This window comes from Pseudomonas sp. TE3911, from assembly GCF_054062775.1.
Genome location: NZ_JBSSFP010000001.1, coordinates 4357831 through 4371838, shown reverse-complemented (window position 1 = coordinate 4371838; position 14008 = coordinate 4357831). Strand labels below are relative to the sequence as shown.

The 14008-nt window shown below is 61.8% G+C and carries 12 protein-coding genes; 3 read left to right on the top strand and 9 right to left on the bottom strand.

Going from position 1 to position 14008, the window contains the following annotated elements:
- Positions 1-109: 109 nt before the first annotated feature.
- From ACVWXD_RS19820 to ACVWXD_RS19805, 4 genes are read right to left on the bottom strand one after another with little or no spacing between them, the layout of a single operon-like run.
- Positions 110-1474 carry a heavy metal sensor histidine kinase gene (locus ACVWXD_RS19820; protein WP_181642824.1) on the bottom strand — a complete coding sequence of 455 codons (1365 nt, stop codon included), beginning with the start codon at positions 1472-1474 and terminating at the stop codon, positions 110-112.
- A complete protein-coding gene (locus ACVWXD_RS19815; RefSeq protein ID WP_032886331.1) occupies positions 1464-2141 on the bottom strand; it encodes a heavy metal response regulator transcription factor in 678 nt (225 codons plus the stop codon). Before ACVWXD_RS19815 ends, ACVWXD_RS19820 begins: the two co-directional genes overlap by 11 nt.
- An 8-nt stretch (positions 2142-2149) precedes the next feature.
- Positions 2150-5239, bottom strand: coding sequence for a multidrug efflux RND transporter permease subunit (locus ACVWXD_RS19810; RefSeq protein WP_181642823.1), 3090 nt, complete (start codon positions 5237-5239; stop codon positions 2150-2152).
- Positions 5236-6402, bottom strand: coding sequence for an efflux RND transporter periplasmic adaptor subunit (locus ACVWXD_RS19805; RefSeq protein ID WP_032886333.1), 1167 nt, complete (start codon positions 6400-6402; stop codon positions 5236-5238). Before ACVWXD_RS19805 ends, ACVWXD_RS19810 begins: the two co-directional genes overlap by 4 nt.
- Before the next feature lie 213 nt (positions 6403-6615).
- Here ACVWXD_RS19805 and ACVWXD_RS19800 point away from each other — a divergent pair, with 213 nt between their 5' ends.
- Together ACVWXD_RS19800 and ACVWXD_RS19795 are read left to right on the top strand one after the other, a co-directional pair.
- On the top strand, positions 6616-6849 hold the full coding sequence (locus tag ACVWXD_RS19800) for a hypothetical protein (protein WP_032886334.1): 234 nt from the start codon (positions 6616-6618) through the stop codon (positions 6847-6849).
- Positions 6850-7015: 166 nt separating this feature from the next.
- Positions 7016-7789, top strand: a complete 774-nt coding sequence (locus tag ACVWXD_RS19795) for a transporter substrate-binding domain-containing protein (protein WP_095183873.1) — start codon at positions 7016-7018, stop codon at positions 7787-7789.
- Between the two features lie 28 nt (positions 7790-7817).
- Here ACVWXD_RS19795 and ACVWXD_RS19790 read toward each other — a convergent pair whose 3' ends face one another.
- From ACVWXD_RS19790 to ACVWXD_RS19770, 5 genes are all read right to left on the bottom strand, one after another.
- Positions 7818-8561: a YkgJ family cysteine cluster protein gene (locus ACVWXD_RS19790; protein WP_122764749.1), complete on the bottom strand. Its 744-nt coding sequence runs from the start codon at positions 8559-8561 to the stop codon at positions 7818-7820.
- Positions 8562-8669: 108 nt separating this feature from the next.
- The gene (locus ACVWXD_RS19785) at positions 8670-9152 is read right to left on the bottom strand and encodes a GNAT family N-acetyltransferase (protein WP_032886337.1); all 483 of its coding nucleotides are present in this window, start codon (positions 9150-9152) and stop codon (positions 8670-8672) included.
- A gap of 3 nt (positions 9153-9155) precedes the next feature.
- Positions 9156-10058 carry a chemotaxis protein CheV gene (locus tag ACVWXD_RS19780; RefSeq protein WP_032886338.1) on the bottom strand — a complete coding sequence of 301 codons (903 nt, stop codon included), beginning with the start codon at positions 10056-10058 and terminating at the stop codon, positions 9156-9158.
- An 89-nt stretch (positions 10059-10147) separates the two neighbouring features.
- Positions 10148-11122 (bottom strand): 2-hydroxyacid dehydrogenase, encoded by a 975-nt coding sequence (locus tag ACVWXD_RS19775; RefSeq protein WP_032886485.1) that lies wholly within the window; start codon positions 11120-11122, stop codon positions 10148-10150.
- A gap of 213 nt (positions 11123-11335) precedes the next feature.
- Complete coding sequence (locus ACVWXD_RS19770) at positions 11336-12304, bottom strand: LysR family transcriptional regulator (protein ID WP_027604744.1); 969 nt, start codon at positions 12302-12304, stop codon at positions 11336-11338.
- A 182-nt stretch (positions 12305-12486) separates the two neighbouring features.
- Here ACVWXD_RS19770 and ACVWXD_RS19765 point away from each other — a divergent pair, with 182 nt between their 5' ends.
- A complete protein-coding gene (locus ACVWXD_RS19765) occupies positions 12487-13998 on the top strand; it encodes an efflux transporter outer membrane subunit (protein WP_260367771.1) in 1512 nt (503 codons plus the stop codon).
- The last annotated feature ends 10 nt before the right edge of the window (positions 13999-14008 follow it).

The following is a 14008-nucleotide window of genomic DNA, read 5'->3' as shown; positions in this document are numbered from 1 at the left end:
CATCGATGCGTCAAATTAACGCAGGTGAGCGGTACGATATAGAGTGTAACAAGAGAATGACTGTTGCCCAAATCGCAACAGTGATTGGGTCTGATTCCATGTGGGCGGCCTACATCGGCAGAGTAATGCCGAAGGTATTGCCCCCCTGTTCGCTGCGCACAAACACGTCGCCACCGTGCATCAACGCAATCGCCTTGACGATCGCCAGCCCCAATCCATGATTCGCCCCGCTGTTGCTACGCGAGGCGTCCACCCGATAAAACCGCTCGAACAACCGTGGCAGGTGCTCGCCAGCAATTGCCTCGCCGGGGTTGGTCACGGCGATGGCCACCTGATGGTCCAGCACGTCAATGCTCACATCGATCACCTGCCCCGGCGCCGTGTGCTGAACCGCATTGCTCAACAGGTTGATCAGCGCACGGCGCAGGTGGGCTTTTTCGATCTGTACCTGGGCGTCGCCGTGGACCTGCACCCGCACCTGAGCGTCTTCGAGAATGAAGTCCAGGTAGTCGAGCGTGGTCGCCACCTCATCGGCCAGGGAGCTTTCGATCAGCTTGGTGGCCTTGCTGCCCTGGTCGGCGCTGGCGAGGAACAGCATGTCGTTGATGATCGAACGCAGGCGTTCCAGCTCTTCCAGGTTCGACTCCAGCACTTCCAGATAATGCTCGGCCGAACGCCCACGGGTCAGCGCCACTTGGGTCTGGCCGATCAGATTGGTCAGCGGTGAACGCAGTTCATGGGCCACATCGGCGTTAAAGGATTCCAGGCGCGAGTAGGCCTGCTCAACGCGGTCGAGGGTGGAGTTGAACGAGTTGACGAACTGCTTGAGCTCCGGGGGGAGTGGCGACAGTTGCAGGCGTCCGGAGAGTTTTGGCGGCGCGAGTTTGCGCGCTTCATCCGAGAGTCTACCCAGGGGCTTGAGGCCAATGCGCGACACCCAGAACCCCAACAGCGCAGCCAGCACCACGCCAACCAGCGCAAGGCTGACCAATGCCACCAGCAAGTGATGCTGAGTGGCGCGGAAGTTCTCGGTGTCGATGGCAATCATGAAGCGCAACGGCGGGCGCTGGTCCTTGGCTGGAAACTGGCTCACCAGCACTTTGAACGGATGGGTGTAGCCCGGCAGATGCAAATCGCGCTTGCCGCTCGGGCCCTCGGCGAAGGCGCGGATCTGCGCATCCGGTTCGCCATACTCGAAGTTCGGATCAGTGCTGACTACCCAGAAGCGGATGCGCTTGTCTTCCTCGCTCAATAGTTTGAGCTTGGCCTTGATCTTCACCCAATGGTCCGGCGTGCCGAAGCGGTTCACCGAGGACTCCAGCACGCTGTAGCGCGCATCCAGTTCCGCGCCCGGCAACAATCCGAGGCTGCGGTCGACCTGCTGGTACAGCGCGCCACCGATCAACACAAAAATCAGCAGCGCCACCAACGTGAACATGCCACTCAGGCGCAAGGCGATGGAATTAGACGGCACTGCGGTTCTCCAGCACATAACCCATGCCACGAATGGTGTGCAGCAATTTGTGTTCGAACGGCCCATCCAGCTTGGCGCGCAGGCGCTTGATCGCGACTTCGACCACATTGGCGTCGCTGTCGAAATTGATGTCCCAGACCATCTCTGCAATCGCTGTCTTGGACAGAATTTCACCCTGGCGCCGCGCCAACACGCTGAGCAGCGAGAACTCCTTGGCCGTCAGGTCCAGGCGCACACCGTTGCGGCTGGCTTTGCGGCTGATCAGGTCAATCCACAGGTCGGCGACGGTGACTTGCACCGGCTCATGACCACCGCTGCGCCGGGTCAGGGCTTGCAGGCGCGCCACCAGTTCGAGAAACGAGAACGGCTTGCCCAGATAATCGTCGGCGCCTTCGCGCAGCCCGCGTATGCGGTCTTCCACGCGCTCGCGGGCGGTGAGCATGATGACTGGCGTCTGCTTGCGCGCACGCAAGGCACGCAGTACGCCAAAGCCGTCGAGGCCGGGCAGCATCACGTCGAGCACGATCACCGCGTAATCGTTCTCCAGCGCCAAGTGGAGACCTTCGACGCCTTCGCGGGCCACGTCGACGGTGTAGCCCTGTTCCGTCAGGCCGCGGTGCAGGTAGTCGGCGGTTTTTTCTTCATCTTCAACAATCAGTACGCGCATGACCCGCCTCAGTGTGTGGTCGCCAGCTCGGCAGCTGGTTTGGGCCGGTGGAAAAAACGCTCAAGGTACAAGTATATGACCGGCGTGGTGAACAGCGTCAGCGCCTGGCTCACCAGCAGGCCGCCGACCACGGCTATCCCCAGCGGCTGGCGCATTTCTGCACCCGGTCCGCTGCCGACCATCAGCGGCACCGCGCCGAGCAGTGCGGCGAGTGTCGTCATGATGATCGGGCGGAACCGCGTCACGCAGGCTTCGTAGATCGCTTCTTCCGGCGGTAGCCCGCGCACGCGCTGGGCCTCCAGGGCGAAGTCGATCATCAGGATGCCGTTCTTCTTCACGATGCCGATCAACAGCACCAGGCCGATCAACGCCATGATCGAAAAGTCCTGCCCCATTAACCACAACATGATCAACGCGCCCAAACCGGCCGAGGGCAAGGTGGAAATAATCGTCAGCGGGTGCACGAAGCTCTCATACAGCACCCCAAGGATGATGTAGACCGCCACCAGCGCCGCAAGGATCAGCCACGGCTGGCTGGCCAGCGAGCTTTGGAACGCCTGTGCCGCGCCCTGGAAGTTGCCGATGATGGTCGTCGGCATGCCGATTTCATTCTTGGCCTGGTTGAGCATGACGACCGCATCACCCAACGCCACGCCGGGCGCCAGGTTGAACGACAGGTTGGCAGCCGGGAACATGCCGTCATGGCTGATGGACAACGGCCCCACGGTGGGCGGGTCGACCTTGGCCAGTGCCGACAGCGGCACCATTTCATTGGTCAGCGGCGAGCGCAGGTAGAAGTAGTTCAGACTCTCGGCCTTGCCCCGTTGTTGGGTGTCCAGTTCCAGCACCACCTGGTACTGGTTGATCTCGGTCTGGAACTCGTTGATCTGGCGCTGGCCGAAGGCGTCATACAGCGCCTGGTCGACATCGGTCGCGTTCAGGCCAAAGCGTGCGGCCGCCTGACGATCGATGCTGATGTGGGTGATGCTGCCGCCCAGTTGCAGGTCGTTGGACAGGTCGCGAAACGCCGGGTTGGCACGCAGTTTTTCGGTGAGGCGCTGGGTCCAGGTGTTGAGCGTCGGGCCGTCGTTGCTCTTGAGCACGTATTGGTACTGGGCACGGCTGGGGCCGGAGCTGAGGTTGATGTCCTGGCCGGCACGGAGGTACAGCACGATGCCCGGCACTTTGGCCAGTTTCGGGCGGATGCGGTCGATGAACTGGCTGGCCGAAACATCTCGATCACCCCGGTCTTTCAGGGCGATCCAGAAGCGCCCGTTGGCGATAGTCTGGTTGCTGCCCGTCACGCCCACCGAATGGGAAAACGCCTGCACTGCCGGGTCATCCTTGACGATCTCGGCCAAGGCTTTGTGCTTGGCGACCATGTCCGGGTACGACACATCGGCCGCCGCTTCGCTGGTGCCGAGCACAAAGCCGGTGTCCTGTACCGGAAAGAAGCCCTTGGGGATAAACACGTAGCCGACCACGGCCAGGGCCAGGGTCACCACAAAAATGGCGGCCATGGTGCGTTGATGGGCCAGTGCGCGGCGCAGGTTGCGCGAGTATCCGGCCAGCAGGCGTTCGCTGAAGCCGGGTTTGTCGTGGGCGGGGTGGGTCGGGGCGCGCATGAACAGCGCGGCCAAGGTTGGCGCCAGGGTCAACGAGACCACCACCGAAATCAGGATGGTCGCCGTCGCCGTCAGCGCGAACTCCTTGAACAAGCGCCCGACCACGCCACCCATGAACAGCAGCGGAATAAACGCCGCCACCAGCGAGAAGCTGATGGACACCACCGTAAAGCCGATCTCCCCAGCGCCCTTGATGGCCGCTTCGCGTTTGTCGAGGCCCGCTTCCAGATGGCGGTGGATGTTTTCCACCACCACGATGGCGTCATCCACCACGAAGCCAACGCTGATGACAATCGCCACCAGGGTCAGGTTGTTCAGGCTGAACCCCATCAGGTACATCACCGCGAAACTGGCGACCAGCGACACGCCGAGCACGCTGGACACAATCAGCGTCGCCGACAACTGGCGCAGGAACAACGCCATCACCGCCACCACCAGCAGGATGGCGATCAGCAGCGTCACTTCCACCTCATGCAGCGAGGCGCGGATGGTCTTGGTGCGGTCGGTCAGTACGCTGACCTGCACCGACGCCGGCAACATGCCTTGCAGGCGCGGCAGTTCAGCCTGGATGCGGTCCACGGTTTCGACGATGTTTGCGCCGGGCTGGCGCGAGATCACCAGGTTTACGCCGGGTGTATCACCGGACCAGGCTTGCACGTAGGCGTTTTCCGAACCGTTGATGACTTTGGCGATATCGCGCAGTTGAACCGGTGCACCGTCCTTGTAGGAAACGATCAGTTGGGCGTAGTCCTCCGGGTGAAACAGCTGGTCGTTGGTCGACAAGGTCGACACGCTGTTTTCCCCATAGATCGCGCCCTTGGCCAGATTGAGGCTCGATTGCTGGATTGCCAGGCGCACATCGGCCAGGGTGAGGCCGATGGCGGCGAGTTTGTCAGGCGAGGCCTGGACGCGTATCGCCGGGCGTTGCTGGCCGGTGATGTTGATCTGGCCCACACCGTCAATCTGGCTGATCTGCCGCGCCAGCAGGGTTTCCACGTAGTCACTCAGCTCGGTGCTCGGCATGCTGTCGGAGCTGACGCTGAGGATCAGTACCGGGCTGTCCGCCGGGTTGACCTTTTTCCAGGTCGGCAGGCTCGGCATGTCGCTGGGCAGCTTGCCCGACGCGGTGTTGATCGCCGCCTGTACTTCCTGGGCGGCGGTGTCGATGCTCTTGTCGAGTGTGAATTGCAGGGTCAGCAGGCTTGAGCCCAGGGCACTGCTGGAGGTCATCTGGGTCATGCCGGGGATGGCACTGAATTGCACTTCCAACGGTGTGGCCACCGATGAGGCCATGGTGTCCGGGCTGGCGCCGGGCAATTGTGCGGTGACCTGGATCGTCGGAAATTCCGCCTCCGGCAGTGGGGCGATGGCCAGGCGAGGGAAGGCAATCATCCCGAGCAGTACCAGGGCGAAGGTCAGCAGCAGGGTGGCGACCGGGTGGTCGACGCACCAGGCTGAAGGCGAGCGGCTCATGGCTGCACCTTGGCATCGACGGTCTGGATCACTTGCGGTGGTTCTTTGAGCACCTCCACCTGAGCACCGGCCTTGAGTCGCGACTGGCCATCACTGACCAGCACGTCACCGGCTTGCACACCCGTGATGATGTTCACGTCGCTGTTTTGATAGGTGACCTGCACCGGCACCACCTCAACCTTGTCCCCCTTGACCCGGTACACGAAGTGCGAATCCAGGCCGCGTTGCACCACGGTCGGCGGCACCACCAGGGCATTTTTGTCGAGGGCGGTCTGGATTTTGATGGTCACCAGTTGCCCCGGCCACAGGCGCTGGGAGGCGTTGCTGAACTCAGCCTTGGCGCGCAGTGTGCCGGTGGTGGAGCTGATCTGGTTGTCGATCAGGCTCAAATGGCCTTCACCGAGTAAGTCGCCGGTCTGGCCGTCGGTGTCAGCACCCAGGTAAGCGTCGACGCTCGCCGGGGCAGGCGCGGCGATCAGGCCTTGCAGGGTCGGCAGCATCTGCTGCGGCAGCGAGAACTCAACGGCAATCGGGTCGATCTGGGTCACTGAGAACAAGCCCTGGGTATCACTGGTGCGCAGGAAATTGCCCGCGTCCACGTTACGAATACCGACGCGGCCACTGACGGGGGAGCGGATCTGGGTGTAGGAAAGCTGGACCTGGGCCGAATCGATTGCGGCCTGGTTGCCTTGGGCGGTGGCCTTGAGCTGGTTGACCAGAGCTTGTTGCTGGTCATAGGTCTGCTTGGACACGCCGTCGTCGATGCTCAACTCCTTGTAGCGCTTGAGGTTGACCAGCGCTACCTGCAGTTGCGCCTGGCTCTCGCCCAACTGCGCCTTGGCCTGGTCGAGACTGGCGCGAATCGAGCGGTCATCAATGGTCGCCAGCAGGTCGCCGACCTTGACCCGTTGGCCTTCCTTGACCAGCAATTGGGTCAGGATGCCGTCGACTTGCGGGCGAATCACCACGCTGTGCAGCGATAACACCGTGCCAATGCCGCTGACAAAACGCGGGATATCCTGTTGCACCACGCTCACCACCCGGACCGGGATCGCGGTCGGTACTGCCAGCTTGGTCTTGGCCGGCCGGGTCAGCGCCCAGGCTGCAATCGCTACGACCACGAGGACACCCACAATCAGGGCGGTTTTTCGTTGAATCTGCATGGGTGAGGCGCCGGGGCAAAGGATGGGGAGAGTGAGTGATCTTTATAGCCCTTCAACCCGGTCAGCAGGGTGACTGCTAACTGACAGCGCTGTCAGCAAACTCCGACCATTCGTACAGGCGGTGGTTAAAGATCTCAGGCGCGCAGGTATACTGCGCGCCAGTGTGGCCCGCAAGCCGGCCCCGCATCATTTTCTGCACGCTCCGGAGCTTCCATGACTTCCCCGACACAACCCCCTGTTGACGCGACCGACATCGTCGATCCGGCCAGCGCTGAAGGCGTTGAAAAAGCCGAGATCCCGGCGTTTAAGTTTCCGTTCAAGCCGGGTGAGCTGGCTGGGGCCAAGAATGCCGCCCAGCCTTGGTACAAGAACGGTGCCAAAAACGGCCACACCAAGTCACCGGGCATGGCGCCGCCGGGCACCCGTCGTTCGATGGGTAAACGCTGAGGTTAACAAGCGGCACATTGTGTCGATTGTTGCCTACAGCTTCTGCTGATCTTTCTGATTGTAGGTCCACTGCCGTTTCTTGAAAGCTTGCACAGCCTTTGCTCTGCCCCCGAGGTTCATGGGGGGAGCGAGGCGACGCTGGTCTTTCCGGAAAAGGACGTTTCCCTTGGCCCTGATACACATCTGTGTAGTGCTTGCCCTGTTGTTTTCGGCTGATGCCCTTGCGGCCGATGATCAAACGCGTCGCGAAATCCGCTTCGCCGTTGCTGCGCAATTCCCCCCCTTCCAGAGCCGCGACCCGCAAGGGCAGTTGGTTGGCCTCAATATCGAGTTGGGCAATGCCCTGTGCGTGCAGTTGAATGCGCGCTGCGTTTGGGTCGACCAAGTGGTTGTCGAAGACTTCCTCTCCCTTGAAGCCAGAAAATTCGACGCGATCATGGGGATGGCGCCTACGTCGGAACGGCGGCGTTGGGTAAGCTTCACCGATAACCTCTATCCCTTTACCACCCGGCTGGTGGGCCGCAGCACATCAGGCCTGCTGCCCCATGTTAAGTCGCTCAAGGGCAAGCGGGTTGGCGTATTGCTGGGGAGCAATCGTGAAGCGTTTGCCCGTACGAAGTGGGCGCACAGGGGCGTCATCGTCAAGAGCTTCTGGCTCAATAATGATTTGGTCCGCAGTCTGATAGCCGGCGAAATCGACGCGACCCTGCAAGGCACCGTAGAAATTCGCGAAGCCTTGCTCGACACCGACGAAGGTCGGGATTTCGACTTCCTGGGCCCGCCCATTTCGGCCGCATTGCTGGGGGATGGCGTGGCGATTGCGGTGCGTAAGCCCGACACCGCACTGCGCAAGGAACTCAACTGTGCCCTCGAACAGCTGAAACAGAATGGTGAGTATCAGCGGATAATCCGGCATTACCGGTTAGACGCTGCGCCATGAGCGCTTTTGGGTTAGGTCGATAAAGAGACTATGCAGCCCGCAACGAAATAAACGCGTAGTTGGCCGGTACCTCGGTAGCAATCTGCGCCCCGGCGTCCAGCACCTGTTCGGCGATGTCCAGCCCGGACACATGAAACACCCACTCATTGGCCACGGACGGCAGATCAATTGCCAACTCAATCGCCTGGGAAAATGCGCCCATGTCCGGCAAGTACGCGGTAAACCCATCCCCCTTGAGCGCTGTGGTGCGAATGCCCAGCAAGGCGCACACCGCTTCCTTGGTCTGCACGTCATCGCGGTCTGCCTGGCGCGAACGCTGGATCAGCGCTGCGAGTTCCTGGTCCATCAGTTCGCCGCCGATGATCAACGCCGGGCCCTGTTCCCAGGATTCTGGCGGGCAATCCTTGGCGGCAGGGTTGAGCGGGATATGCGGGTTGATCTCCATCGGGTAGATGCGGCAGACCAACGGTCGACGCTCATAGATGCGACACAGGTTGTCTTCGTCAAGATTCCGGCAGCGCCCGGCGTTGTAGGCGGCAAACGTGATTGCCACAAATGCTTCGGTGTTGCCGCTGGGCACCACCACCGAACGGCGTTCGGCGTGCTCGCGTTGCTGTTGGGGCAGGCCCAGTCCGCTACCGAGGAATCCCTCCACCAGAACAATGACGTTACCGCCGTCCGCCGCCCACATACGGGCTTCGGCGAGGGTCAGGGGGACGTGGTGGTCGGTGCAGCATTTACCGCAACCGACGCAGGAAAAATGGGTGTTCATGGCGGATCTGTCACCAGGCTAGGTCAGAGGGCACGCAGTTACGGTGACGGGTTTTTACCTCTTTCCACCGGTACGATTCTCTGGAAGCAAGTTATGCGCCAGCGCCTGTCAGTCCTCTTCGACCACATCGCGCAGTACAAACACCATACCCGCGCTCTCGTACAGCTGCCGGGCGCGTAGGTTGCTTTCCAGTACCTTGAGGTCCACATAGGGTTCACCACGTTGCTTGAACACCTGGAAGGTGTGCAGCAATAACGCGCGGCCCAGCCCCTGGCCTTGAGCGCAAGGATGAATGGAGAGGTTCTTGATGAAGGCGCTGGTCCAGCACTGGGCTACGCCGAGAATACCGTCGGCGTTGCTGGCGACCAGGCACAGCGTGGGGTCGAATTCGGCATCGGTGACGAACTGTTGCCGCCATTCATCGAGGTTGGCGACACGACCACCGCCCTGATCCTGGGTCATGCGCAGTACGGCGTGAATCGCTGGCGCCAACGCGTCACGGTAATGGTCCAGTACGGTCCCGGCCGGCCATTGTGGCGCGGGCAGGCCGGCAGTGAGGTCGCGGCGCAGCAGTTGGTAATACGCCGTCACCGATTACAGACCCTGTTGCGCCACGGTTTGCGCAGCCACCACCAGGCATTTGGTCAGTTCGGGGGATGAGAACTTGGTCAGTACCGCGTTGGCGCCGGCCAGGCGCGCTTTTTCGCTGTTCATCGCGCTGTCCAGGGAGGTGTGCAGCAAAACGTACAGATGCTGGAAGTCTGGCGTTTCACGCAGGGTGCGGGTCAGGGCGTAACCGTCCATCTCGGACATCTCAATGTCCGACACCACGACATTGATCTGCGCGGCGGTACCTTGCAGTTCCAGCAGCACATCAATGGCTTCCTTGGCGCTGCGCGCGGTGTGGCAGGTCAGGCCGAGGTTGCGCAGGGTATGAACCGACTGCTGCAGGGCTACCTGGCTGTCATCCACCACCAGAATCCGCGCATTGCCGAGCACTTCGGCTTCTTCCATGGTCAAGTCGGTGGGCGCCGCTTCAATCGGTGCCGGCGCGATGCCGTGGATGACTTTTTCAATGTCCAGCACCTGCACCAGGCCGCCTTCCACCTGAGTCACCCCAGTGATAAACGCACGGTTGCCGCCGGAGCCGTAGGGTGGCGGGCGGATGTCGGTCGTCAGGCAGTGCACGATCTTGCTCACCGCCTGCACATGCAGACCCTGTTTGGAACGGCTCACGTCAGTGACAATCAGGCAGCCGCCGTTCGGGTCTTCCAAGGGCCGTTCGCCCAGGGCGCGGCTCAGGTCGATCACCGACAGCGAGGCACCGCGCAGGGTGGCGATGCCTTTAACGTTCGGATGAGACTCCGGCAGTTTGGTCAGCGGCGGGCAGGGAATGATTTCGCTGACTTTCAGCAGGTTGATGGCCATCAGCTTGCCGCTGCGCAAGGTAAAGAGCAGAAGTGAGAGTGAGTCTGCGCGGGCTTTGGTGGTGGACATAAAAACCTTCTGTGGATCAGGGATGACGATCTATGAAAGGTTATCGACCCAGCCGCTGGAAACTGTAGGCGCGATCAGGGCCCTTAACATCAGCCCTTCCAGACCTGCGGGTTCACCAAATCCTGCGGACGCTCGCCCAGCAGAGCACTGCGCAGGTTGTCCAACGCGCGGTTGGCCATGGCCTCACGGGTTTCATTGGTTGCCGAGCCGATATGCGGCAGGGTCACCGCGTTGCTCAATTGGAACAACGGCGACTGCGCCAGTGGCTCCTGCTCATATACATCCAGCCCGGCGCCGCGAATGGTCTGGTCCTGCAGGGCCTGGATCAGCGCCGGTTCGTCTACCACCGGGCCACGGGAGATGTTGATCAGAATCGCGCTGGATTTCATCAGCCCCAGCTCGCGCGTGCTGATCAGGTGACGGGTCTTGTCGCTCAACGGCACCACCAGGCAGACAAAATCCGCCTCGGCCAGCAACTGGTCCAGGCTACGGAATTGCGCGCCCAACTCCTGTTCCAGCTCCAGCTTGCGGCTGTTACCGCTGTACAGAATCGGCATGTTGAAGCCCAGGCGCCCGCGACGGGCCACGGCCGCGCCGATATTGCCCATGCCGACGATGCCCAGGGTCTTGCCGTGTACATCACAGCCAAACAACGGCGCGCCGACGCTGGCTTTCCACTGACCGGCCTTGGTCCAGGCGTCCAGCTCTGCCACTCGGCGCGCGCTGCTCATCAGCAGGGCGAACGCCAGGTCGGCGGTGCTTTCGGTGAGTACGTCAGGGGTGTTGGTGAGCATGATCCCGCGCTCGTTGAAGTACGGCACGTCGTAGTTGTCGTAGCCCACTGAGACGCTGGACACCACCTCCAGTTTGCTCGCGCCTTCGAGCTGCGCACGGCCCAACTTGCGACCCACGCCTATCAAACCGTGGGCGTGGGGCAGGGCTTCATTGAACTGCGCATTGATGTCGCCCAGCTTGGGATTAGGCGCGATCACCTCGAAATCCTGTTGCAGGCGTTCGATCATGGCTGGGGTGACGCGGCTGAAGGCGAGGACAGTCTTTTTCATGGCAGGCGGGCTCATCGACTACGGAAGAATGCCAAGCAAGCTAACATTCCTTGCCACTGTTGTCAGGACACGGCAGACCTAAAGTGGGCAGGGAAACATGTAGGAGGGGGCTTGCTCCCGATAGCGGTGCGTCAGTCGCCAGATGTATTGACCGATCCACTGCCATCGGGGGCAAGCCCCCTCCCACATTTGACCTGTATCGCCTGGTAGCAATCAGTTCGCCAGGCGCGCACCGCTCAGGCTGCCACTCAACTCGTACGCCACCAGCTCTGCCTGATGCGCCGCCAGGATCTCCGGCAACGAACCGCGCAGGTATTCCACCCAGGTCTTGATCTTCGCATCCAGGTACTGGCGCGAGGGGTAGATGGCGTACAGGTTCAGCTCCTGGGAACGGTAGGTGGGCATGACCCGCACCAAGGTGCCATTACGCAGGCCTTCAATGGCCGCATACACCGGCAACAGGCCGACGCCCATGCCGCTGGTGATCGCGGTTTTCATCGCGTCCGCCGAGTTCACCAGAAACGGCGAGGTGTTGATCGCCACGCTTTCCTGGCCTTCGGGGCCGTTGAAGGTCCACTTGTCCAACTGAATCACTGGGCTGACCAGGCGCAGGCAGGCATGGTTGAGCAAGTCCTGGGGGCGCTGTGCACAGCCCTTGGCCTTGACGTAGTCGGGCGAGGCGCAGGCGATGCTGTAGGTGATGCCCAGGCGTTGGGAGACGAAGCCTGAATCCGGCAGTTCGCTGGCCAGCACGATGGACACGTCATAGCCCTCGTCCAACAGGTCCGGCACGCGGTTGGCCAGGGTCAGGTCGAAGGTCACGTCCGGGTGGGTGCGGCGGTAGCGGGCAATGGCGTCGATTACGAAGTGCTGGCCGATACCGGTCATGGTGTGCACTTTCAACTGTCCAGCGGGGCGCGCATGGGCGTCGCTGGCTTCGGCCTCGGCTTCTTCGACGTAGGCCAGGATCTGTTCGCAGCGCAGCAGGTAGCGTTTACCTGCTTCGGTAAGGGCAATGCGCCGGGTGGTGCGGTTGAGCAAGCGGGTTTGCAGATGGGCCTCCAGATTGGAGACCGCGCGCGAGACGTTGGCCGTGGTGGTGTCCAGTTGGGCGGCAGCGGCGGTGAAGCTGCCGGCTTCGGCCACGCAACTGAAGGCGCGCATGTTTTGCAAAGTGTCCATGGAGTGTTCTCAGGGGAGATAACAAATTGTGACAGAAAGTTACGCCGTCCAGTGATCCCTACCAACGGATTATCGCTTGAACGGTAACAAAGATTCACAGGAATGCCAGCTTATCGCCATTCCTCCCGCCCCCTAGAATTGCGCCACCTTCCCCGCATCACCACCTCAGGAATTCGCTTGCCGTGCCGCGTCGCATCAGCAGAGAGCTGAAGACTCTCAGTGTTTGGGCCTTATCGTTAGCAATCAGCGGCTGCATCGGAACCGGAGGAATCGCCCCCCAAGGCCACGCGTTGAACGCCAATACCCTGGCCACCGACGAAGCGATCCAGAGCGCCGCCCAGGACGCCCATTGGCCCACCGCACAATGGTGGCAAGCCTACGGCGACCCGCAACTTAACCGTTGGGTCGAACTCGCCACGCACAGCAGCCCGAGCATGGCCATCGCCGCCGCGCGGGTGCGAGAAGCGCGGGCGATGGCCGGGGTTGCCGAGTCGGCCGAGTCGTTGCAGATCAACAGCGACACCACCCTCAAGCGCCACAACTGGCCCAAGGATCAGTTCTACGGCCCCGGCGAACTGAGCGGCGCCAACACCTGGGATAACAACTCATCCTTGGGCCTGAGCTACGCCCTCGATTTGTGGGGCCGCGAAAGCAACGCCACCGAGCGTGCCGTCGACCTGGCGCACATGAGCGCTGCCGAGGCGCGCCAGGCCCAGTTGGAATTGCAGAACAACGTGGTGCGCGCCTATATCCAGCTGTCGTTGCACTACGCCAACCGCGATATCGTCGCCGCTACGTTGGCCCAGCAACAGCAGATCCTCGACCTGGCCAACAAACGCCTTGATGCCGGGATCGGCACCCACTTCGATGTAAGCCAGGCCGAAACCCCGCTGCCGGAAACCCACCGCCAACTGGACGCCCTCGACGAAGAAATCGCCCTGAGCCGTAACCAACTGGCGGCCTTGGCGGGTAAAGGCCCGGGGGAGGGCGCGCAGTTGCAACGGCCGAGCCTGTCCCTTGCCGCGCCACTGAAACTGCCGTCCACCCTGCCTGCGCAGTTGCTCGGCCAGCGCCCGGATGTGGTCGCCAGCCGTTGGCAAGTGGCGGCCCAGGCCCGTGGCATCGATGTGGCTCACGCGGGTTTTTATCCCAACGTGGATCTGGTCGGCAGCCTCGGCTACATGGCCACCGGTGGCGGCATGCTGGAGTTTCTGGCGGGCAAGAAATTCAACTACAACGTCGGTCCGGCGATCACCTTGCCGATCTTCGACGGCGGCCGCTTGCGTGCCGAGTTGGGTGAAGCCAGCGCCGGTTACGACATCGCCGTTGCTCGTTACAACCAGACCCTGATCAATGCGCTCAAGGGCATCAGCGACCAGTTGATCCGCCGAGAATCCATGGACAAGCAACAAGGCTTCGCCGCGCAATCGGTGGCCTCGGCGCAGAAAACCTATGACATCGCGATGATCGCCTACCAGCGTGGCCTCACCGATTACCTCAATGTGCTCAACGCCCAGACCCTGTTGTTTCGCCAGCAACAGATCGAGCAGCAGGTCCAGGCCGCGCGTTTGAGCGCACACGCCGAGCTGGTGACCGCACTGGGCGGTGGCCTCGAAGCAGGCAAGGACGCACCGCAGGACGCCAAGACCCTCCCGAGCAAAACCCCGGCGGCCCTCGCCGTATTCGATCACTGAGTAGGTTGTA